We start from the raw sequence: 23,129 nt of genomic DNA, 5'->3' as shown, positions 1-23,129 counted from the left end.
GATATATACATGAAAAGATCTCCTCTGGCAGGAGCGTGTTTACTCGCGCTCGCGCTGATGATGGGGAGCGGTGCGGCGTACGCAAAAACGCCGCCCGATCAGCTCATCATCGGTATGAACATGAACAACCTGCTGACCCTCGATCCGGCCGCGATGACCGGTAACGAAGTGGTCGGCATTGTGGTCAATCTCTACGATTCGCTGGTGGAACTGGACCCCAACACCCTCACCAACGTCAAACCGGCGCTGGCGAAATCCTGGGACATCTCCCCGGACGGTAAAACCCTGACCTTCCATCTGCGCGATAACGTCACCTTCCACTCCGGCAACCCGCTCACCGCCGAGGACGTGGTGTGGTCGATGCGCCGCCTGTTGCACCTGAACCTTGCTCAGGCCTCGGTGTGGAAATCTTATGGCTTTTCTAAGAAGAATATCGATCAGCAGATTAAAGCTCTCGATGACCACACCGTGCAGCTCACCCTGCCGAAGGCTAACGATCCGCAGCTGGTGATCTACTCCCTCGGCGCGCTGGGCAACCTCGGCGTACTGGACCGCAAAACGGTGCTCAGCCACGAGGTCAACAGCGACTGGGGCAACCGCTGGCTGACTACCAACGAAGCCGGTTCCGGGCCCTTTATGCTCGACACCTGGCAGGCAAAAGACGTACTGCGCATGCAGCGCAATCCGACCTACTGGCGCGAAGCACCGAAGATGAACCGCGTGGTGCTGCGCCACTTTCAGGAGTCGCAAACCCTGCGCCTGATGGTGGAGAAGGGTGATCTGGATATCGCCAGCAACATGGCGGTGGCGGACATCAACGCTCTGCGTAAGGACCCGCAGCTGACGGTGGAAGCCGTGCAGAAGGGCACGGTCTACTACGTGGCGATGAGCATGAAGGAGGCGCACTTCGCCAACCCGAAAGTGCGCGAAGCGGTACGCTACCTGATTGACTATCAGGGTATCAACAAGGCGCTGATGCCGGGCTACGGCGTGCTGCACCAGCGGCCGATCAAGGCGGGCATGCCGTCGACGCTGCCGGATCCGGGCTACAAGCTGGATATCCCGCGCGCCAAAAAACTGCTGGCGGAGGCGGGCTACCCGGACGGCTTCGACACCACCCTGCGGGTGCTGGCGGATCAGCCGTTCCTTAATATCGCCATCGCCGTGCAGTCCACCCTGATGCAGGCGGGCATCAACGCCAAAATCATCACCGGCACCGGGAACCAGATCTACGGCGCGATGCGCGAGCGCAAGTTCGACATGCTGGTCGGACGCGGCGGCAGCGGGGTAGAGCCGCATCCGCACTCCAGCCTGCGCGCGCTGGTCTACAACCCGGACAACAGCGACGAGGCCCGGCTGACCAATTTCCAGGGCTGGCGCACCGGTTTTTACGACAAACCGCTGAACGAGATGATCGACAAAGCCCTGCTGGAGCGCGATCCGCAGAAACAGATCGCCGATTACCAGCAGATCCAGGTGCGTTATGACCAGCTGATCCCGGCGCTCATCCCCCTGTCGCAGATGGTTGATTCGGTGGTAGTGCGCAACGAAGTCAAAAACTTCCAGTCGCATCCGTCGGCCACCACCTTCCTGCGCGAAGTGTACAAAACCGGAGGTGAAAAATGAGCGTTGCGATCCTCGCCCCGGGCTCCCGCACCCGCCGTTTCTCAAAACGGCTAACCCAGGTGCTGGTGACCCTGTTCGGCCTGCTGGTGCTGACCTTCTTTATTGGCCGGGTGATGCCGGTGGATCCGGTGCTGGCGATTGTCGGCCCGGATGCCGACCACAGCACCTATCAGCAGGTTTATCAGCAGCTGGGCTTTGACAAGTCTCTGCTGACCCAGTTTGGTATCTACCTTAACAACCTGCTGCACGGCGATTTCGGCAATGCCCTGCTGACCGGCAAACCGGTGCTGGATGACATTCTGCGCGTCTTCCCGGCCACCCTTGAGCTGGCGACGATGGCGATTATTGTCGGGGCTGGTTTAGGTATTCCTCTGGGGGTGCTGGCCGCCGCACGGCGTAACAGCGTCTCAGATTATGTGGTGCGCATCATCAGCCTCGCCGGTTACTCCACGCCGATATTCTGGGTCGGGATGATGGGGCTGCTGCTGTTCTACGCCTGGCTCGGCTGGGTGGGCGGCGCAGGACGGCTGGATCTGGGCCTGGATGGCCTGGTGCCGCGCCGTACCGGATTAATGACCGTCGATGCCCTGCTGGCAGGCAACAGCGCGGTATTCTGGAACGCCATTAACCATCTGGTGCTGCCGGCCTCGCTGCTGGGGTTCCACTCCCTGGCCTACATCAGCCGCATGACCCGCAGCTTTATGCTGGCCCAGCTGTCGCAGGAGTTCATCATCACCGCCCGGGTGAAAGGCCTGACCGAGCGGCAGGTGATCTGGAACCATGCGTTTCGCAACATCCTGGTACAGCTGCTGACGGTGGTGGCGCTGGCCTACGGCTCGCTGCTGGAAGGGGCGGTACTGATTGAAACCGTCTTCTCCTGGCCGGGCTTTGGCTCCTATCTCACCGGCAGCCTGCTGCTGGGGGACATGAACGCGGTGATGGGCTGCGTCCTGCTGGTGGGGATCATCTTCGTGATGCTCAATCTGCTCTCCGACATGCTGTATCAACTCTTTGACCCGAGGACGAAATCATGACCGTTTCTCTGGATACACCCCTGCAACCAGTCCGCAGCGAAGGACGTCAGCGTCTGGCGCGGATGGCTCGCCGCTCCCTGGGCTTTGCCGGACAGATGGCGCGTAACCCGCTGACGGCGATTGGCGGCGGCATCATCCTGCTGCTGTTGATCGTCGCGGCCTTCGCGCCGTGGATTGCGCCCTACAACCCGCTGGTACAGGACCTGAATAACGCCCTGGTGGCGCCGAACGCCCAACACTGGTTCGGCACCGACGAGTTTGGCCGGGATATCTTCAGCCGTCTGGTGTACGGCTCGCGCATTACGCTTTATATCGTCCTGCTGGTCTCCGTGACCGTCGGGCCGCTGGGGCTGCTGCTGGGGGTTACCGCCGGGTACTTTGGCGGCAAGGTCGATGCGGTGCTGATGCGCGTTACCGATATCTTTATCTCCTTCCCAAGTCTGGTGCTGGCGCTGGCGTTTGTCGCCGCCCTCGGTCCGGGGCTGGAGCACGTGGTGATTGCGATTACCATCACTGCCTGGCCGCCGATTGCCCGTCTGGCCCGGGCCGAAACCCTCTCGTTGCGCCAGGCCGACTTTATCTCCGCCGTGCGTCTGCAGGGGGCCTCCCCGGTACGGGTGCTGTGGCGGCACATTGTTCCCCTGTGCCTGCCGTCGGTGATTATCCGTATCACCATGAACATGGCCGGGATCATCCTGACCGCCGCCGGTCTCGGCTTCCTCGGTCTCGGCGCGCAGCCGCCGGAGCCGGAGTGGGGGGCGATGATCTCCAGCGGGCGCACCTACATGATGGAGTGCTGGTGGGTAGTGACTATTCCGGGGCTGGCGATCCTGATTAACAGCCTGGCGTTCAACTTCTTAGGAGATGGCTTACGTGACATCCTCGATCCTCGCAGCAACTGATGCGCCACTGCTGGACGTGCGTGACCTGCACGTCGACTTTATCAACGGACGCGCGGTCACCAACGCGGTGCGCGGCGTCTCCTTTCAACTGGGGCGCGAGAAGCTGGCGATTGTCGGCGAGTCGGGCTCCGGCAAATCCACCGTCGGACGGGCGCTGCTGCGCCTGCATCCGGCCAAAGCGCAGATCACCGCTACCCGGATGCAGTTTGGCGATGTCGATTTGCAGAAGGTCAGCGAGGCGCAGATGCGCGGCATTCGCGGCAAGCGCATCTCGATGATTATGCAGGACCCGAAGTACTCCCTGAACCCGGTGGTTTGCGTCGGGGATCAGATCGCCGAGGCCTGGCTGACCCACCATCCGGGGCGCAAGGCGGAGGCGAAAGCCAAAGTGCTGGAGATGCTGGACGTGGTGCGCATTCGCCAGCCGGAGCGCGTCTATCAGCTCTATCCGCACGAGATCTCCGGCGGGCAGGGGCAGCGCATCATGATCGCCATGATGCTGATCACCGACCCGGAGCTGGTGATCGCCGATGAACCGACCTCGGCGCTGGACGTCTCGGTGCGCCTGCAGGTGCTGGGTCTGCTGGATGATTTAGTCCAGTCCCGCGGGCTGGGGCTGATCTTTATCAGTCACGACATCAACCTGGTGCGCAGCTTCTGTGACCGGGTGCTGGTGATGTACGCCGGGCGGGTGGTGGAGTCCATCGCCGCCTGCGACCTGCACAACGCCCGGCACCCGTATACGCAGGGACTGATCAATGCCCTGCCGGAGATGAATCACCGCCGCCCGGTGCTGCCGGTGTTGCAGCGCCAGGCCAGCTGGCTGACCGAATAAGGAGCGAATATGATCGAGGTAAAAAACCTGAATCTGGCCTTCGGCGAAGGCGAGAAACGCAGCCAGGTGCTGTATGACGTCAATATTAACGTCCAGCCGGGGGAGATTTATGGCCTGGTGGGGGAGTCGGGCTCGGGTAAAACCACGGTGCTGAAGTGCCTGGCCGGGTTATTCACCCACTGGGACGGGGCGCTGGCGATCAACGGCCAGCCGCTGGAGCGGCGCATCAGCCCCCAGCGCTGTCGGCTGGTGCAGATGGTGTTCCAGGATCCCTACGGTTCGCTGCACCCGCGGCATACCATCGGCGATATTCTGGAGGAGCCGCTGCAAATCCACGGCATCAACGACCGGGATCGGCGCATTCATGCCCTGCTGGATAAAGTGGGCCTTAATCGCGCCTTCCGCGATCGCTATCCGCATCAGCTTTCCGGCGGCCAGCGTCAGCGCGTGGCGATTGCCCGGGCGCTGATCCTGGAGCCACAGGTGCTGCTGCTCGACGAGCCCACCTCGGCGCTGGACGTCTCGGTGCAGGCGGAGATCTTAAACCTGCTGGCAGAGCTGCAGCGCGAATCGAAACTCACCTACCTGATGGTAACCCATGACCTGGGGGTGATCGCCCATCTGTGCCAGAAGGTGGCGGTGATGCAGTACGGGAAAATCCTCGAAACCCTGACGGTGGATGACCTGGTGGCAGGGCAGGCGCAAACGGATTACACCCGGATGCTGGTCAACGCCAGCCAGCAGTATTCCCGCGAGATGGCCCGGGAGGTGGCGGTGTATTAGTGGGTTCGGTGCGGACTGATGCCGGGTAAGGCGAAGCCGCCACCCGGCAACCCTCACCGGAGTAACGGGCAATCCGGCGGCAACCGGCACTGGAGCGCCCCGGGCAACAGCGCGATGCGGAAATGATCGCCGCTCAGCGGTTCGCCATCCAGATTAAAGGTCATGCCGTGTGGGGCGACGACCTCAAACCAGGCTGACTGACCGTCGATAACGTTCGGGCTCTCTTCCGGTCTGGTCAGGGTCGTCAGCAGCGCCGGAAGCAGTTCGTTGGCGGAAAAAATGCGCAGCTGGAGCTGTCCATCGTTAATCAATGCATCCGGGCAGAGCTGTTGCCCGCCTCCCGCCTGACGGCCATTGCCGATACCGATCACCAGCGCATCGCCCTGCCAGCTAAAGTTCTCCCCGCGAATTTCACATGTGTCGGGCTTAAGCAAATCCATCCGCGCCAGGCCGTGGATCAAATACGAAACGCCGCCGAGCGCGGCTTTCATTTTTTCCGGCGTTTCGCTGGTAATACGGGTGCCAAACCCGCCGGTCGCCATATTGATAAAGCAGGTAGTGTCGTTGACCCGGGCGATATCCACCGCCGTGGCTTTACCGGCGATCGCCAGCTGCAGGGCCTTGTCGAGGCTCTCGGGGATCCCGGCGCTGGTGGCAAAATCGTTGGCGGTGCCGAGCGGCAGAATGCCCAGCGCCGGACGCTGCGCGTCGGGCAGGCCAATCAGCGCCGTCGCCACTTCATTGATGGTGCCATCGCCGCCGCCCGCAATGACGGTCTCCACCCCGAGGTCGCAGGCTTCCTGAATATAACGGGCTGCATCACCTTTCTCCCATGTCACGCGGACATGGATCACCACTCCTTCTTCCCGAAGAAGCGTCACGGCTTCGCGCAACAGGTCGTTGCCTGTCCCTTTGCCGTTCAGAATTAATAAACTTGCCGGATAGGTCGCCATCCACATTGCTCCTGTGCTGATCTTTCAAAAGTGTATCGCAGCGCGGACAAAAGCGGGTAAGAAGAGGATGAAAGGATAAAAATTAAATAAGTGGCGAGCCAAAACGTGCGCCACTCGGACCGGACCTTTATGACGAAATGGCGCCATACGGGCATAACGCGAACACGCAGTCCTGGCGGTGTTCACAGCGGGTGAGCAAATTGCCATGGTTGCCGGGGCAGCCTGAATTCGCCAGTAATGATGACCAAAAGGAGGGGTTATAGGAAAAAGTTCGCATGATGTGGAGTTTTCTGAGTTTGCCATCAATGGCAATGCCGAAGGGGCCGGTAACGAGAACTGAACCAATGCTGATAAAATAGTCGCCTTTATACCAGATGATTAGCCTGAGATTTTTAACCGTCAAAACATGTATAAATATTGTTCCGGTACGTGGGCACACCATCCTGTTTTCAACCACCCAGTACATATATTTCTCCTTATCCTTAAGTGAAATTTCATTCATAAAGAGAATAGCATTGACCAGGCTGTTGAAAACCCTGAATTTGATAAATTGATAAATCCTGGGGTTTCTGCTTGTAACTACAACTAAATTTACGTTTCAGCCCTTTTCGAAAGGTAGTGAAAAATCCCTGAAGGAGAAGGTAACGCGGAATGAAGGAGATAAAAAAACAGGCTAATAAAATGAGAAGGGGGTTTTACAGGCAAAAAAATTAGCCTGCGTAAGGGAGATTACTCAGGCTAAGGAGGTGGTTCCTGGTACAGCTAGCATTTATGGGTTATGTTTTTCAGCGTCATGGATAATACCCGTATCAAACGCAGCGGTATGTGATCGAATTCTAAGAATCATCTCATACCAGAAAATAACCCTTAAAATCACCCGACGTGCGGATTACGGGTGTTTTCGCCGGTGAAATTACGCATCAGCAGGGCATAGTCCAGCGAAATATCTTCCGGCACCGGCAGCCAGACGGTATGTCCGTCTCCCGGCGCGACCGATACCGCTTCACCTTTCCCGTTTTCCATATGTTCGAGGGTGAAGTTGACGTTGCCTTGCGGGGTCATCAACTCCAGGCTGTTGCCCACGAGGAATTTGTTTTTCACCGCCACCGCTGCCAGAGGGCCTTTGCGCTCGCCGGTGAACTCACCGACAAACTGCTGGCGCTCGGAAAGCGAGTGACCGTAGTCGTAGTTCTGGTAGTCATCGTGGGTATGACGACGCAGGAAGCCTTCGGTATAGCCGCGGTGCGCCAGCCCTTCCAGGGTTTCCAGCAGGGTCGGATCGAAGGGTTTGCCCGCCGCCGCGTCGTCAATCGCCTTGCGATAGACCTGGGCGGTACGCGCGCAGTAGTAATAGGATTTGGTGCGGCCTTCAATCTTCAGCGAGTGCACGCCCATCTGGGTCAGGCGTTCAACGTGGGCGATGGCGCGCAGATCCTTAGAGTTCATGATGTAGGTGCCGTGCTCGTCTTCGAACGCGGTCATGTACTCGCCCGGGCGCTGGGCTTCTTCAATCATAAACACGCTGTCGGTCGGGGCCCCGATGCCCAGCGTCGGTTCAATGGTCTGCACCGGGATCGGCTCATGCTTGTGCACGATGTTGCCAACATCATCCTGCTTACCTTCCTGAACCTTATATTCCCAGCGGCAGGCATTGGTGCAGGTGCCCTGGTTCGGGTCACGCTTGTTGATATAACCCGAGAGCAGGCAACGGCCAGAGTAGGCCATGCACAGCGCACCGTGGACGAAAATCTCCAGCTCCATTTCGGGAACCTGGCTGCGGATCTCTTCGATCTCTTCCAGCGACAGCTCACGGGACAAAATCACGCGGGTCAGCCCCATCTGCTGCCAGAATTTCACCGTTGCCCAGTTAACGGCATTGGCCTGCACCGAGAGGTGAATGTCCATCTCCGGGAAGTTCTCCCGCACCAGCATGATTAAACCCGGGTCCGACATGATCAGCGCATCCGGCCCCATCTCCACCACCGGCTTCAGGTCGCGGATAAAGGTTTTCAGCTTGGCGTTGTGCGGCGCGATGTTCACCACCACGTAGAATTTTTTCCCCTGCGCGTGGGCTTCGTTGATGCCGAGCTGCAGATTCTCGTGGTTGAATTCATTATTACGCACGCGCAGCGAGTAACGCGGCTGGCCCGCATAGACAGCATCGGCGCCATAGGCGAAGGCGTAACGCATATTTTTCAGCGTTCCCGCCGGGGAGAGGAGTTCCGGTTTAAACATGTTTGTTCTCGTTCTGATGACAGGTCAGATGCGCACACCAGGTGGGCGCCGGGAGGAGATCCCATACTTTAAGGGCGGGCATTGTAACGCTGCGGGGCAGGGAGGTAAATCCTTCAGATGACAAAACGCCGACGGCAGGACAGTACCGTCGGCGTTTTATTTACCGGGGCGATTAGAGATCGTCCTGGGTATGATCGACAATAATTTCCAGCGTTTTACGGATAATATCGGCTCTGACAACGTCGCGTGTGGACTCAATCTGCTGGATCAAGCGTAAAATAATCGCTTTGTTGGTCAGCGGTTCCTTCGCTTCCACAATCGCGCCCACAACGGATTCCAGCAGCGCCCACTCTTCGGCTAACAAACCACCGGCGCTACGGAAATAGTTGGATAACGCAGCATTAGGCAGTTGGTCATAAAAGTCTGATTTCTGGAGCATAGCCTGACTCATAGTGTCGCACCGGTTAGGTTAATAAATGAATAATACAGTCAGTGTTTTTTGCTGTCGGCTTGCTGTCTGGTGCCAAACAGGGGATACACATTACTGTTGTTTCGACCATCCGTGTCCCATTCCTGCTGTTCATTCATCGGCTTGCGTTGCGCGCCACCCTTACCGTCGTTGGAAATTTCCAGGATGATTTGGGAAAGCACATTCCGACGCTGGCCATCTCGCTCTGTCGATAACATCTGTTGCAGCCTTTGCAGCAAAAGTTTCATGCTGATGGGGCCGTTATCCTTAAGCAGAGAAAGAGTGGCTTCGCCAATAAGTTCATCAGTAAGTCGTTCATGGTCACTTCTGTTCATAACTACGTCTCTGTTGCCACACCTACCTGTAAGAGGAATTGCGGCATTAAGTCAGTCTGTGGCGACAGTATAAAAAAACTGTCCCGAAGAAAAAACTGACTTGAAAACAATTCAATTAGCAGCTGTGGGCGTACGTCTCTTAACGATCAAACAGCAGGCCAATCAGCGTCTGGTAACGGCTCTCCTCTTCCTGATCCGTTGCCTGTTCCATCCGGTAAAGCAGTCGGGTGCAGATGGATTTCCGGTTAAGGATTTTTCCTTCCCGAAGGAGCTCCACGACGATTTGTCCCAGCGTTTCCTGTTGGGAAGGCTGGTTTGCTTTATTAAAATACTGGGTAATGGCATTGGCTGTAGTCGGTGCAAACCCGTTCTCGCGCATATGTCACTCCTGAAATCCGCAGAGCTAAAAAATGGTTAATATCTTGTTAACTGATGAATACTGTACAGACTAATTGTACAACTTAACAAATATATTTTGATCATTACGTGCTAAACTATAATTATCAATGCGTTAACTGTAATAAAATTAGCAATAAAGAAAGAAAATATTGTACATTTTCGGTGATTTTTACCGTTATTTCCGTAACAGGAATAGGGCGAAGCAAGCCCTGGATAGGTTAATAAGACATAAAGCCAACCATTTGATACCGTGGACTTTCATTCACCTCCTCTATTGGAAACATATGCTCACTACCATTATTTACCGTAGTCACTACCGTGACCACGTACCGGTTACTGTGCTGGAAGACATGGTTGTTGCAGCAAACAAAAAGAACAGCGAAGCCGGGGTTAGCGGCATTCTTCTGTTCAACGGCAAGCTCTTTTTTCAGCTGCTGGAAGGACCCGAGGAGAGCGTAAGAGCCATTTACCGCGCGATATGTGAAGACCCGCGTCACCACAACGTGGTGGAGCTGCTGTGTGATTATTCTCCCTCACGGCGCTTCGGCAAGTGCGGTATGGAACTCTTTGATTTACGTCGATACGATCCCGAAGTGGTGCTGCAAAACGTGCTGGATAAAGGCACGACCAAGTACCAGCTGACCTATAACGACAGGTCGCTGCAGTTCTTCAGAACCTTCGTCGAGGAGAGTGAAAAAGAGAACTACTTTGAGCTGCCGTCAGGCGAACAGTGGGACTTTATTGCCGATAATGACGCCCCCAGCGTTCGCTCCCTGACGCGGCGCTACAGCGAGGTGTGCAACTTTGCCTTCCAGCCGATTATCGATCCGCTGGCGCGGGAAATTGTCTCGCTGGAAGCCCTGATCCGCACCCCGGAAGGGGCGATGTCCCGGAACTGGTTCGAGGGGTATGTGGGGGATGAACTCTACGAAGCTGACCTGAAAAGTAAGAGCGTTGCGTTTGCGATGGCCAGCGCGCTGGGGCTGGGCGATCAGAGCCTCTCTGTAAACCTGCTCCCGATGACGCTGGTCAACGTGCCCAATGCGGTCAGCTATCTAATTCAGGAGATAGAGGCCAACGGGCTGGTGCCTGAGCAGATCGTGGTGGAGTTTACCGAGAACGAAGTCATCTCCCGTCTCGACGAGTTCACCGGTGCGGTGCGTGAGTTAAAGGCCGCCGGGATCGGCGTGACCATTGATCACTTCGGCGGCGGTTTTGCCGGGCTGCTGTTGCTGGCGCAGTTCCAGCCAGACCGGATTAAGATTAACCGTGACCTGATCCGCGACGTGCACAAGAGCGGTCCACGCCAGGCTATCGTGCTGGCCATCATCAAATGTTGTACAGCTTTGGAAATTCTGATCTCCGTGGTCGGTGTTGAGCAGCCGGAAGAGTGGATGTGGCTCGAATCCGCCGGGATTTCTCACTTCCAGGGACACCTGTTTGCCCACCCTCAACTGGCCGGCATCCCGCCTGTGTCATGGCCTGAGCCGCGCGACACCTTTTGAAACTGATACTCATCGGGCAGTGATACAATTCTGTTGTACAATATAACAAGTTGTACACCCCGGTGAGATTCGTTACCTTGGGTAACGAATATATCGGTCAGGAAGGGAGAATCGATGGCCTTTTACAGTATTGGCGATGTGGCTGAACGCTGCGGCATAAACCCCGTTACCCTGCGCGCATGGCAGCGCCGGTACGGGTTGCTCAAGCCTCAGCGCAGCGAAGGCGGGCATCGACAATTTGATGACGACGACATCCTGCGCATTGAAGAGATCAAGCGCTGGATTGAGCGTGGCGTGCCGGTTGGCAAGGTCAAAGCGCTTCTCGATCAAGGAAAAGCGCCTGAGCCCGGCGACTGGTCTGCGCTGCAGGAAGAGATGATTGGTACGTTACGTCAGGTTAACCCGACCAAACTGCGTGCGAAAATGGCGGCCTTCATTGCGCTCCATCCGGTGGAAACCCTGATCGACAACGTCTTTGAGCCCCTGCGCAACACCCTGAGCCTCGATCGTGATACTGCACGCGCCATGCGCAGTCTGCTGGATGGCATTCTGATTGAGCATGCCGTATCAAGCCTCACTGCCTCGCGTGTTAAAGCGGGCAGGGATGCATTACTGATCGGGTGGGGAATTGAGGATCGTACCGCTCTGTGGCTGGAGGGCTGGCGTTTATCGCAGCAAGGCTGGCGCATTGATGTCTTTGCCGAACCCCTTGATTTACCTCATCCGGAGTTCTTCCCCGGGCAACAAATTCTGGTCTGGACGGGCCGGGTGATTTCTCCGGAACAGCTTCAGCAGCTGGACCACTGGCAAAAGCAGGGCTATGCCATCAGGGCATACGGCGCGGCGAACGCGGCCTGATCGGCTTACCCGCCACAGCGGGTAATGTTTTTCCTCTTACTATCCCATACGGCACGCATCCGCTTCCCAGCGATACCCCACACCATATACCGCCCGAATAAACGACTGATCCGCGTCGAGGGATTCCAGCTTGCGACGCAGGTTTTTGATATGGCTGTCGATGGTACGGTCGGTCACCACCCGGTAGTCATCATACAGATGGTTCAGCAGCTGCTCACGGGAGAAGACCTTGCCCGGCTCGTGGGAGAGGGTTTTCAGCAGGCGGAACTCTGCGGGGGTGAGATCCAGCAGCTTGCTGCGCCAGCTGGCCTGGAAACGGCTTTCGTCGATGATCAACGGACTTTCGGCATCCAGCGCCTGCAATTCACGCTGCGGTTTACAGCGGCGGAGAATGGTTTTCACCCGGGCGACCACTTCGCGCGGGCTGTAGGGTTTGCAGATGTAATCATCGGCGCCGATCTCCAGCCCCAGCAGGCGGTCGATCTCTTCGATTTTGGCGGTCACCATCACGATCGGCACTTCGGAGAAGCGGCGGATCTCGCGGCACAGGGTCAGGCCGTCGGTGCCGGGCAGCATCAGATCGAGCAGGATCAGATCCGGCGGGGTGTGGCGCACATAGGGCAGAACCTGATCGCCGTGGCTGATAAGCGACGGGGCATAACTTGCCGCCCGCAGATAGTCGATTAATAACTGCCCAAGCTTAGGCTCATCCTCCACGATCAGGATGCGGGGTGTGTTTTTGTCAATGGGTAACTCAGTCATACTTCTCTCGATAAATCGCGTTCCAGCGGTAGCTCTACTGTAATGCTAACCCCGCCAAAAGGCGAATGGGCGGCGCGGATGGTGCCTCCGTGGGCCTCAACGATGTTGACGCAGATCGCCAGCCCCAGGCCGGAGCCGCCGCTGGCCCGGTTGCGTGAGCCTTCGGTGCGATAAAAGCGTTCAAACAGCTTGTGGAGCTGCTCGTCAGAGACGCCGGGCGCGGTGTCGGCAAAGGTCAGCGCAAAACGGTGATCTTCGCATTTGCCGGAGATACGCAGCATGCCCCCGGGGTCGGTATAGCGCAGGCAGTTTTCCAGCAGGTTGTTGAAGAGCTGCATCAGCCGGTCGCGATCGCCAAACACTACCGCGTTCTCCGGCAGCGACAGCTCAATACGCAGGTCGCGGCTGGCAAAGCGTTCGCGGAAGACGCCGCTGGCCATTTCCAGAATGTTAATCACATCCACCGGCGCTTTCTGATAGGCCAGTGCCCCCTCGTCGGACATCGACAGCTGATGCAGGTCGTCCACCAGCTTGGTCAGCGTGCCGACCTCTGCCTGCAGAGAGGTAACGGATTCCGGAGTAAACTGGCGTACGCCGTCCTGAATCGCCTCCAGCTCGCCGCGTAGCACCGCCAGCGGGGTGCGCAGCTCGTGGGAGATATCGGCCATAAAATCCCGCCGCATCTGCTGGTTCTTCTCCAGGGTACTGGCGAGCTGGTTAAAGTCCTGCGCCAGCTTGCCCAGCTCGTCCTGGCTGCGGGTATCCACCCGGGTGGTGAAATCCCCCGCCGCCAGTTGATGTGTCCCTTCCACCAGCCGTTTTACCGGGGCTAAGAGTCCACGCGCCAGCGGGAAGGTCGCGAGGGCCGCCAGCAGGGTGGAGAGGGCGACAATCAGCCAGCTGGTCTGGCGCTGCTGCCGGTCAAAGTTGATGTCGGTATTGCGCGTCAGCCGCTCCACCGGAGAGGCGATCACCCAGCCGACGGCAGCGCCGTTCACCGTAATGGCCCGCTTCGTGCCGTCCGGCGGCACCGGGGCGCGCGGGCCGACCAGCACCCGCATCTCCTGGTCGATCACCCAGAACTGGGTCCGCCAGCCGTGGGGAGGCATGCCGGGTCCGGGGCGATCGTCGTCGGTGTCGTGCTCCAGCGAGCGCAGGATCTGGAAGATAAACCGGTCATTGTTGCGTAAAAAACGCCAGTTGCCGTGCAGGACGTACTGCTCGGCCAGGGCATCGCTTAACCCCTGTAGCCGCTGCTCGTTACCGTGTTTGATGTAGTCGATAAAGCCGCGCTCAAAGCTGACCCGCACCGCCCAGTGCATGGTGATCAGCAGTACGATGCAGGTGGCAAAGATGGCCAGAAACAGCTTGCCGGTAATGCCGGGCCGCCAGAACTTCATGGTTCACTCCTTTTGCGCCGCCTGAGGACGACATTCTTGCTGGTATCATCCGGAACCCGGGCGAAAACAATGGCCGGCAGGGCGATAATCACCGCCATGCTCAGGTAGGTGTAGAGGAATACCTGATGGACGACGGGGCTGTCGGCGGTCAGGTGGTGCTGGCCATACATGCCCAGCAGCAGCCCCGCGATGGTCACCCCGACGCTCATCGACAGCTGCATGATCATCGACAGCAGGCTGTTGCCGCTGCTCGCCTGCTCGTCGGGCAGATCTTTCAGGGTCAGGGTGTTCATGGACGAGAAGCGGATGGAGTTGATCATCCCCTGGCAGAACAGCACCAGCGGCAGGACGTAGTACCAGCCGAGCAGCGCGACGGCCATAAACAGCAGGCTCACCAGCGCCAGCCCGAGGGTGGAGGCCACCAGCACCCGGCGATAGCCGAGCGCGTTCACCACCTGGACCACAATGCGCTTCATCCCCATGCTGCCGAGCACCATCGGGATCATCATCAGCCCGGCGTGGAACGGCGAAAAGCCGAGGCCAATCTGCAAAAAGACCGGGGTCATAAACGGCAACATCCCGCTGCCGATGCGCCCGACAAAGCTGCCGAGCAGCCCCAGCCGGTAGGTGGTATTACGAAACAGGCTCAGGCTGAACAGGGCGCGATCGTTATCCCGGGCATGCCACAAATACCAGAGAATGGAGATCACCCCGATAGCGACCAGTCCGGCTAATGACAGGGTGGAGATCCCCAGCCCTTTCTGCCCGTCCAGCGCCAGGGTCAGGGTCGCCATGCCCGCCGCCAGCAGGAAGAAACCCACCAGATCGAAGCGCCGGGTCTGCATTTTGTAGTTCGGCATCAGCCAGAGGGTGGCGATCGCCCCGATAATGCCCACCGGGAGGTTAATCAGGAAGATCCAGTGCCAGGAGGCATACTCCACCAGCATTCCGCCAAGGGCCGGGCCGAGCAGCGGCCCCACCTGGCCGGGCAGGGTGACAAAGGTCATCGCCGCCATGTACTGCGCGCGCGGAACGATCTTCATCACCGTCAGCCTGCCGACCGGGACCATCATCGCCCCGCCGACGCCCTGTAACACCCGGGCCATCACCAGCCCGTTCAGCGTCTCTGCCCGGGCGCAGAACAGCGACCCGGCGGTAAACAGCACGATGGCGGTAAAGAAGACATTGCGCACCCCGACCTTGTCCGCCAGCCAGCCGCTGGCGGGCAGCATCACTGCCACCGTCAGCACATAGGCGACGATCACCATATGCATATGCAGCGGGCTCTCCCCGAGGCTTTGCGCCATTGAGGGGAGGGCGGTGTTAACGATGGTCGTATCCAGGGCCTGCATAAAAAAGCCGAAGGCGACAATCCATAACTGCCAGCGAACGTTGGCGGGGAGATCAGTCATTAGCCGGTTACCGTCTCTTTCTGTTTACGTGAAAAACGCACCCGTAAGCGATCAAAGAACAGATAGACCACCGGGGTGGTGTACAGCGTCAGCAGCTGGCTCATCACCAGCCCGCCGACAATGGTGATCCCCAGCGGCTGACGCAGCTCTGCGCCGTCACCTGCGGAGATCACCAACGGCAGAGCGCCAAACAGCGCCGCCAGGGTGGTCATCATGATCGGACGAAAACGCAGCAGGCAGGCCTGGAAGATCGCCTCCTGCGGGGTCATGTTGCCGTTGCGCTGCGCCTCCAGCGCGAAGTCGACCATCATGATGGCGTTTTTCTTCACGATCCCGATTAACAGCATAATGCCAATCAGGGCAATCAGGCTGAACGGCGCGCCAAACAGCTCCAGCGCCAGCAGCGCCCCCACGCCCGCCGAGGGGAGGGTGGAGAGAATGGTCAGCGGATGGACGTAGCTCTCATACAGCACCCCGAGGACGATATAGACCGTGGCAATCGCCGCCAGAATGAGGATCACCTGCGAGTTCATAGTCTCCTGGAATACCTGAGCGGTACCGGCAAAGCTGCCGCGCACCGTTGACGGCACCCCGAGCTGGGTCATGGCGCGATTAATGGCCTCGCTGGCTTCCGAGAGCGACTTGCCGGTCGGCAGGTTAAAGGAGACCGTTGACGCCGCCGACAGCCCCTGGTGATTCACCGACAGCGGTGCGTTCGAAGGCTGCCAGCGGGCGAAGTACGACAGCGGGATCGCCTTGCCGTCGTTATTAATCACAAACATCTTATCCAGGGCACTGATGTCCTGGGTGTAGCGCGGATCGACCTCCATCACCACCTTGTACTGGTTCATCGGCTGATAGATGGTGGAGATCTGCCGCTGGCCGAAGGCGTTGTTCAGCAGGCTGTTGGCGGCGCTGACATCGATGCCCAGCCGGGACATGGTTTCGCGATCGTAGGTCAGGGCCATCTCCGCGCCGTTATCCTGCTGATCGGAGTTAACGTCCGCCAGCTCCGGCAGGGCCGCCAGCGCCTTACGAATTTTCGGCTCCCACTCCCGCAAAGCGGCAAGATCGTCCGACAGCAGGGTGTACTGGTAGCTGGCGTTCGACTGACGCCCGCCGACGCGGATATCCTGCACCGCCACCAGGAACATGTTCGCCCCCGGCTCTTTAGCAAGTTTCACCCTGAGGCGGTCGATCACCTGCTGGGCGGTTTCGTTGCGCTCGTCGCGCGCCTTGAGGGTGATAAACATCATCCCGCTGTTGACCCTTGAGCCGCCGGTAAAGCCGGTGACGTTATCCACGGCCGGATCTTCGCGGATGATCTTCATGAAATCCTGCAGTTTGCCGCGCATCGCCTGGAAGGAGATGCTCTGGTCGGCCTGAATGCCGCCCATCAGCACCCCGGTGTCCTGCTCCGGAAAGAAGGTTTTCGGGATGGTGATGTACATCCAGACGTTGAGCGCGATGGTGCCAATCAGCACCAGCCCGACGATCCGGGTGTGGTTCAGCACCCACTTCAGCGATTTGCCATAGCTTTCCTGCAGCGCCATCAGCATCCGTCCAAAGCCTTTTTTGCGCGGCTGCGACTGGGGTGGGCTGCGCTTAAGCATCCAGCCGCACATCATCGGCGTCAGGGTTAAGGAGACTAACAGCGAAATGCCGATCGCCACCGACAGCGTCACCGCAAATTCCCGCAGCAGACGCCCCGGCAAGCCGTCCATCAGCAGCAGAGGCAGGAACACCGCCACCAGCGACAGACTCATGGAGAGCACCGTAAAGCCCACTTCTCTTGTGCCCTGCAATGCCGCCTGCAGCGGTTTCATCCCCGCTTCGAGGTGGCGGGAGATGTTCTCCAGCACGACGATGGCGTCATCCACCACAAAGCCGGTGGCGATGGTCAGGGCCATCAGCGACAGGTTGTTGAGGCTGAATCCGCACAGGTACATGGCGGCAAAGGTGCCGATCAGCGATACCGGCACCGCCACCGCCGGAATCAGCGTCGCGCGCCCGGAGCGCAGGAACAGGAACACCACCAGGATCACCAGCGCTACCGAGATGATCAGCGACTGCTCCACCTCCTCCAGCGAGGCGCGAATGGTGGGGGAGCGATCCTGAGCGATCTGCAGATCGATGGCCGCCGGAATGGTCTCCTGCAGTTCCGGCAGACGGGCGCGGATGCTGTTCACCGTCTCAATAATGTTGGCTTCCGGCAGCTTGCGGATCATCAGCAAAATCGCCGGTTTGGCGTTGGTCATCCCGGCGTTGCGCACGTCCTGCACCGAGTCGGTGACGCTCGCCACGTCGCTTAGGCGCACCGCCGCGCCGTTGTTGTCGTGGATGATTAAGGGCTGATATTCCGCGGCGGTTTTCAGCTCGTCGTTGGTCTGGATCTGCCAGCGGTGGCTGGCATCCTCCACTGAACCCTGAGGTCTACGCACGTTGGCGTTGCTGATGGCGCTGCGCACGTCATCCAGCGACACGCCCTGGTTAAACAGCGCCTGCGGATTCAGCCCCACGCGCACCGCGGGCAGGGAGCTGCCGCCGACGTCGACATCGCCCACGCCGTCGATCTGGGCAATGGTCTGCGCCAGCTGGGTGGAGGCGAAATCGTACAGCTGCCCCTGGGAGTAAGTATCCGAGGTCAGGGTCAGGATCATGATCGGCGAGTCAGACGGGTTGGCTTTGCGGTAGGTCGGCCGGCTCGGCATCCCGCTCGGGAGCAGGCTTTGCGCGGCGTTGATTGCTGCCTGCACGTCTCGCGCCGCGCCGTTGATGTCGCGGTTAAAATTGAACTCGAGGATGATGCGCGTGCTGCCAAGGGAGCTGCTGGAGGTCATCTCGTTGACCCCGGCAATGCGCCCGAGGGAGCGCTCCAGCGGCGTCGCTACCGACGAGGCCATGGTCTCCGGCGAAGCCCCGGGCAGCGAGGCGCTGACCATGATCACCGGGAAATCCACCTGCGGCAGCGGGGCCACCGGCAGCAGCCGGAAGCCGAGCACGCCGCAGAGAGTGATGGCCAGCGAAATCAAAATCGTCGCCACCGGGCGGTAAATGAAGAGGGCGAAAAACTTCACTTACGCCTCCTCTTCGTCACGTTTCGGGAAGCGGCTTTTGGTCCACAGCGCTAACCGGTCAAACAGCAGGTAGATCACCGGGGTGGTGAACAGGGTCAACACCTGGCTCACCAGCAGACCGCCCACCATGCCGATGCCTAACGGGCGGCGCAGCTCGGCCCCGACCCCGGTGCTGAGCATCAGCGGCAGGGCACCGAGCAGCGCCGCGAGGGTGGTCATCAGGATCGGACGGAAACGCAGCAGGCAGGCCTGATAGATCGCCTCCCGCGGCGGCATGCCCTGCTCACGCTCGGCGGCGAGGGCGAAGTCGATCATCATGATGGCGTTCTTCTTGACGATGCCGATCAGCAGGATGATGCCGATGATCGCAATCACGTCCAGCTCGCTGCCCGCTAACATCAGCGCCAGCAGGGCCCCCACGCCCGCGGTCGGCAGGGTCGAGAGAATGGTAATCGGGTGGATAAAGCTCTCATACAGCACCCCCAGCACGATGTACATCGCCACCACCGCGGCAACGATCAGCCAGATGGTACTCCCGAGCGCCGCCTGGAAGGCGAGGGTGCTGCCCTGGAATTTAGTCTGGATGTCGGTCGGGAAGCTGAGGTTTTTCTCCGCGTCGGTGATGGCCTGCACCGCTTCGCCGAGCGAGTAATCGTCCGGGACGTTAAACGAGATGGTGGTGGACGGGAACTGATCCAGATGGTTCACCGCCAGCGGGGTATAGCGCTCCTCCACTTTGGCGATGGCGCTGAGCGGCACAATCCCGCCGCTGCTGCTGGTCAGGCGCACCGAATCGAGCGCCGCCAGGCCTGGCGTCTGTTGGGTATCGTGCTCCAGCACCACCCGGTACTGGTTGGCCTGGGTGTAGATGGTGGAGATCAGGCGCTGGCCGAAGGCGTTGTACAGCGCGTTATCGACATCCGCCATGGAGATCCCCAGGCGGCTGGCGCTGTCGCGATCGACGTTGATGTACGCCGCCAGCCCTTTGTCCTGCCAGTCGCTGCTGACGTCGGAGAGCTGCGGCAGCTGCTGGAGCTCGTCAATCAGCTGCGGCACCCAGGTGCTGAGGGCCTCGAGGCTGGTGGCCTGCAGGGTGAACTGATACTGGGTGCGGCTCACCGTGGTGTCGATGGTCAGATCCTGGGTCGGCTGCAGGTACAGCTCTACGCCCGGGACGTTTGCCACCGCGCTCTGCAGGCGGTCGATCACCGTATTCACCCGGTCGTCACGATCGTCCAGCGGCTTGAGGTTGATCTGCAGGCGGGCGCTGTTGAGCGACGGGTTGGTGCCGTCGACCCCGACGAAGGCGGTCAGGCTCTCCACCGCCGGATCTTTCATGATCGCTTCCGAGACCGCCTGCTGGCGCTGGGCCATGCTGGCGAACGACACCGACTGCGGCGCCTGGAGGGTGCCCTGAATAATGCCGTTATCCTGGATCGGGAAGAAGCCTTTCGGGATCATCACCCACAGCAGCACGCTCAGGGCCAGGGTGCCGAGCGCCACGCCGAGGGTCGCCCACGGGTGGTTGAGCACTTTTGCCAGCATGCGGCCATAGGCGGCAATAATCCGCTCAAACATCCGCTCTGAGGCGCGGGAGAAACGGTTCTGCTTGCGCAGGGATTCATGGCTCAGCATGCGGGCGCACATCATCGGCGTCAGGGTCAGGGAGACCACCGCCGAGATTAAAATCGCCACCGCCAGAGTCACCGCAAACTCGCGGAACAGGCGCCCGACGATATCGCCCATAAACAGCAGCGGGATCAGCACCGCAATCAGGGAGAAGGTGAGGGAGATAATGGTAAAGCCAATCTCACCGGCCCCTTTCAGCGCCGCCGCCAGCGGTTTCTCGCCTTTTTCGATATAGCGGGAGATGTTCTCGATCACCACGATGGCGTCATCCACCACGAAGCCGGTGGCGATAGTCAGAGCCATCAGGGTCAGGTTGTTAATCGAGAAGTCGAGGAACACCATCACCGCGAAAGTGCCGACCAGCGACAGCGGCACCGCCACGGCGGGAATAATGGTCGCCGGAACGTTGCGCAGGAACAGGTAGATGATCATCACCACCAGCGCGATTGCCAGCATCAGCTCAAACTGGGTATCGCTGACCGAGGCGCGAATGTTGGTGGTGCGGTCCGACAGCACCTTGACGCTGACCGATTTCGGCAGGCTGTCGATAAGCGTTGGCAGCATGGCGCGGATGCTGTCGGCGGTATCGATGATATTCGCCCCCGGCTGGCGCTGGACGTTCATCACGATCGCCTGCTGCTTGTTGGCCCACGCCCCAAGCCAGCTGTTTTCTGCCCCTTGCTCAACGGTGGCCACGTCCCCTAAGCGGATCGCGGCTCCGTTCTGGTACGCGACAATCAGCTGACGATACTCATCCGCGGACTGCATCTGGTCGTTGGCGGAGAGCGTCACCGCCCGGGTCGGGCCATCGAGGGAACCTTTCGCCGAGTTGACGTTGGCATTGCTGATGGCAGTGCGGATGGTTTCGCTGGTCAGCCCGAGAGAGGCGATCGCCTGGGCGTTCAGCTTCACGCGAACCGCCGGGCGCTGACCACCGGAGAGGGTCACCAGCCCGACGCCGGAGACCTGGGAGATCTTCTGCGCCACCCGGGTTTCGACCATGTCTTCGACCTGGGTCATCGGCATGGCGGAGGAGGTGACGGCGAGGGTCATGATCGGCGGATCCGCCGGGTTGACCTTGCTGTAGACCGGCGGGTTAGGCAGGTCGGAGGGCAGCAGGTTGGTGGCGGCGTTGATCGCGGCCTGCACCTCCTGCTCGGCAACGTCCAGCGACAGGCTGAGCTGGAACTGTAACGTCACCACTGATGCGCCGCCAGAACTCTGGGAGGACATCTGCTTCAGGCCCGACATCTGGCCAAACTGGCGCTCCAGCGGGGCGGTAATGGCCGAGGTCACCACGTCCGGGCTGGCGCCAGGGTAGAGGGTCACCACCTGAATGGTCGGGTAATCCACTTCCGGCAGGGCCGATACCGGCAGGAAGCGATAGCCGATGATCCCCGCCAGCAGGATCGCCACCATCAGCAGGGTGGTGGCGACAGGGCGCAGGATAAACAGACGTGACGGCCCGCCTGTAGCGCTCGGAGGCATCACCTGCATCAGGCGTTCTCTCCCTGTTTTTTATGGTCGCGTTTAGCAGGTGCGGCAGGGGTGTCGCTGTGGGCTTCCACCACTTCCACCTTCGCCCCTTCGGTCAGACGGTCGATGCCGTCGGTCACCACCCGGTCGCCTGCCGACAGCCCGGCGGCAATCACCACGCTCTGGCTGTCCTGAATGCCCGGTTTCACCCGATGCTTGCTGACTTTGTTGTCGCTGTTCAGCACCCAGACGAAGTTGCCTTCGTTACCCATCTGCAGCGCCGCGGTGGGGATCACCACCGCATTCTCTTCGGTGGCCACCAGCATCCGGGCGTTAACAAACTGGTTCGGGAACAGGGCGTCGTCCTGATTGTTGAAGCGCGCTTTCAGCTTGATGGTGCCGGTGGTGGTGTCGATCTGGTTGTCGAGGCTCAGCAGGGTGCCGTCGCTCAGCTTCTGCTTGTTGGCGCGATCCCAGGCTTCTACGGTTAAGCTCTGCCCGGCTTTCTGCGCCTGGATCACCGTGGCGATATCGCTCTCCGGCAGGGTAAACACCAGGTCGATAGGGTGGGTCTGAGTGAGCACCACGATCCCGGTGGTATCGCCGCTGGAGATCTGGTTGCCGATATCCACCTGTTTTAAACCCACGCGCCCGTCGATAGGGGCGGTGATGCGGCTCCAGTCGAGCTGGAGCTGCGCGCTGGCCACGGCGGCTTGATCCGCTTTGATGGTGCCGAGGCTTTCGCTCACCAGCGCTTGCTGGGCGTCAAGCTCCTGGCGGGAGACGAGGTTGGTTTTCACCAGCTGTTGATAGCGGGCCAGATCGCGGCGGGCATTGGCGAGGGTGGCGGTGTCTTTCGCCAGCTGTCCCTGGGCCTGAGCCAGCGCGACCTTGAACTGGCTGGGATCGACTTCTGCCAGCAGATCGCCCGCTTTCACCTGTTGCCCTTCCTGGAAGTGCAGGGCGATCAGCTGCCCGTCGACGCGGCTGCGCACGGTAACGGTGTTGGCGGCAGTGATGGTGCCGAGCCCGGAGAGATAGCGCGGCACGGATTTACTGACCGCGGTCGCGGCCTGCACCGGCGCCAGAGGGCCGCTGCGCATCCCGTGGCGTCCACCGCCTGCCGGGCGCTGCGCCTGGCTTGACGCACCAGCAGGGGCCGAAGAGTGTTGATGCCAGTACCACGCGGCGGCAAGAGCCACCACAATGATGCCAGCGGCGATTACCCAGCGGGATTTATTGCGGCCTTTCATCGTTATACGTACTCATCCTGAAACTGTGCGGAAAATAATACTAGTTTAGTGAGGCAATGGAGCAGAAAAATGGAGGAAATATGGAAGACTGTCTGGAATTGTCTGGATTATGCGCGACATTGCCGGGTGGCGGCTGCGCCTTACCCGGCCTACGGTTCGAGGGTTTTGCAGTTGTAGGCCGGGCAA

General features: G+C 59.7%; 19 protein-coding genes. 7 read left to right on the top strand and 12 right to left on the bottom strand.

Annotated features, from left to right (window positions below; translation table 11 throughout):
* Positions 1–9 precede the first annotated feature (9 nt).
* From M8318_RS17665 to M8318_RS17645, 5 genes are read left to right on the top strand one after another with little or no spacing between them, the layout of a single operon-like run.
* A complete protein-coding gene (locus M8318_RS17665; protein WP_262663740.1) occupies positions 10–1,626 on the top strand; it encodes an ABC transporter substrate-binding protein in 1,617 nt (538 codons plus the stop codon).
* Positions 1,623–2,660 (top strand): ABC transporter permease, encoded by a 1,038-nt coding sequence (locus M8318_RS17660; RefSeq protein ID WP_262663738.1) that lies wholly within the window; start codon positions 1,623–1,625, stop codon positions 2,658–2,660. The genes M8318_RS17665 and M8318_RS17660 overlap by 4 nt, the downstream gene beginning before the upstream one ends.
* Positions 2,657–3,562 carry an ABC transporter permease gene (locus M8318_RS17655; protein ID WP_106993525.1) on the top strand — a complete coding sequence of 302 codons (906 nt, stop codon included), beginning with the start codon at positions 2,657–2,659 and terminating at the stop codon, positions 3,560–3,562. Before M8318_RS17660 ends, M8318_RS17655 begins: the two co-directional genes overlap by 4 nt.
* Entirely contained in the window at positions 3,525–4,397 is an 873-nt protein-coding gene (locus M8318_RS17650) for an ABC transporter ATP-binding protein (protein ID WP_269468423.1), read from the top strand. The genes M8318_RS17655 and M8318_RS17650 overlap by 38 nt, the downstream gene beginning before the upstream one ends.
* Positions 4,398–4,406: 9 nt before the next feature.
* The gene (locus M8318_RS17645) at positions 4,407–5,180 is read left to right on the top strand and encodes an ABC transporter ATP-binding protein (RefSeq protein ID WP_106993524.1); all 774 of its coding nucleotides are present in this window, start codon (positions 4,407–4,409) and stop codon (positions 5,178–5,180) included.
* A 53-nt stretch (positions 5,181–5,233) separates the two neighbouring features.
* Here the strand turns inward: M8318_RS17645 and yegS are convergent, their stop codons facing one another.
* The 6 genes from yegS to ycgZ form a co-directional block, all read right to left on the bottom strand.
* Positions 5,234–6,133, bottom strand: a complete 900-nt coding sequence (gene yegS, locus M8318_RS17640; RefSeq protein ID WP_262663737.1) for a lipid kinase YegS — start codon at positions 6,131–6,133, stop codon at positions 5,234–5,236.
* Positions 6,134–6,260: 127 nt separating this feature from the next.
* Positions 6,261–6,599, bottom strand: a complete 339-nt coding sequence (locus M8318_RS17635) for an anti-adapter protein iraM (protein ID WP_262663736.1) — start codon at positions 6,597–6,599, stop codon at positions 6,261–6,263.
* 407 nt (positions 6,600–7,006) lie between these two features.
* Positions 7,007–8,368, bottom strand: coding sequence for a prephenate-dependent tRNA uridine(34) hydroxylase TrhP (gene trhP / locus M8318_RS17630; RefSeq protein ID WP_106993521.1), 1,362 nt, complete (start codon positions 8,366–8,368; stop codon positions 7,007–7,009).
* A 172-nt stretch (positions 8,369–8,540) separates the two neighbouring features.
* Positions 8,541–8,807: a biofilm development regulator YmgB/AriR family protein gene (locus M8318_RS17625; RefSeq protein ID WP_106993569.1), complete on the bottom strand. Its 267-nt coding sequence runs from the start codon at positions 8,805–8,807 to the stop codon at positions 8,541–8,543.
* 50 nt (positions 8,808–8,857) lie between these two features.
* Entirely contained in the window at positions 8,858–9,172 is a 315-nt protein-coding gene (locus M8318_RS17620; protein WP_106993520.1) for a hypothetical protein, read from the bottom strand.
* Positions 9,173–9,311: 139 nt separating this feature from the next.
* Positions 9,312–9,551, bottom strand: a complete 240-nt coding sequence (ycgZ, locus tag M8318_RS17615; protein ID WP_262663735.1) for a regulatory protein YcgZ — start codon at positions 9,549–9,551, stop codon at positions 9,312–9,314.
* A 304-nt stretch (positions 9,552–9,855) separates the two neighbouring features.
* Between ycgZ and M8318_RS17610 the strand changes: the two genes are divergently transcribed.
* Positions 9,856–11,076, top strand: a complete 1,221-nt coding sequence (locus M8318_RS17610; RefSeq protein WP_262663733.1) for a diguanylate phosphodiesterase — start codon at positions 9,856–9,858, stop codon at positions 11,074–11,076.
* 114 nt (positions 11,077–11,190) lie between these two features.
* Positions 11,191–11,934, top strand: coding sequence for a MerR family transcriptional regulator (locus M8318_RS17605; RefSeq protein WP_262663732.1), 744 nt, complete (start codon positions 11,191–11,193; stop codon positions 11,932–11,934).
* Positions 11,935–11,973: 39 nt separating this feature from the next.
* On the opposite strand, the gene baeR is transcribed toward M8318_RS17605, so the two are convergent.
* From baeR to M8318_RS17575, 6 genes are read right to left on the bottom strand one after another with little or no spacing between them, the layout of a single operon-like run.
* Positions 11,974–12,696 carry an envelope stress response regulator BaeR gene (baeR, locus tag M8318_RS17600; RefSeq protein WP_262663731.1) on the bottom strand — a complete coding sequence of 241 codons (723 nt, stop codon included), beginning with the start codon at positions 12,694–12,696 and terminating at the stop codon, positions 11,974–11,976.
* Entirely contained in the window at positions 12,693–14,096 is a 1,404-nt protein-coding gene (baeS, locus tag M8318_RS17595) for an envelope stress sensor histidine kinase BaeS (protein WP_262663730.1), read from the bottom strand. Before baeS ends, baeR begins: the two co-directional genes overlap by 4 nt.
* Complete coding sequence (mdtD, locus tag M8318_RS17590) at positions 14,093–15,508, bottom strand: MFS transporter (protein ID WP_166182953.1); 1,416 nt, start codon at positions 15,506–15,508, stop codon at positions 14,093–14,095. Before mdtD ends, baeS begins: the two co-directional genes overlap by 4 nt.
* Positions 15,508–18,585 (bottom strand): multidrug efflux RND transporter permease subunit MdtC, encoded by a 3,078-nt coding sequence (gene mdtC, locus M8318_RS17585; RefSeq protein WP_262663729.1) that lies wholly within the window; start codon positions 18,583–18,585, stop codon positions 15,508–15,510. The genes mdtD and mdtC overlap by 1 nt, the downstream gene beginning before the upstream one ends.
* Positions 18,586–21,711, bottom strand: coding sequence for an MdtB/MuxB family multidrug efflux RND transporter permease subunit (locus M8318_RS17580; RefSeq protein ID WP_262663728.1), 3,126 nt, complete (start codon positions 21,709–21,711; stop codon positions 18,586–18,588).
* Positions 21,711–22,943: an MdtA/MuxA family multidrug efflux RND transporter periplasmic adaptor subunit gene (locus M8318_RS17575; protein WP_262663727.1), complete on the bottom strand. Its 1,233-nt coding sequence runs from the start codon at positions 22,941–22,943 to the stop codon at positions 21,711–21,713. Before M8318_RS17575 ends, M8318_RS17580 begins: the two co-directional genes overlap by 1 nt.
* Between the last annotated feature and the right edge of the window lie 186 nt (positions 22,944–23,129).

Source organism: Leclercia tamurae (assembly GCF_025566055.1).
Lineage (GTDB): Bacteria > Pseudomonadota > Gammaproteobacteria > Enterobacterales > Enterobacteriaceae > Enterobacter > Enterobacter tamurae.
The sequence above is the reverse complement of the archived record's forward strand: the minus strand, read 5'-3'. Positions and strand labels throughout refer to the sequence as shown.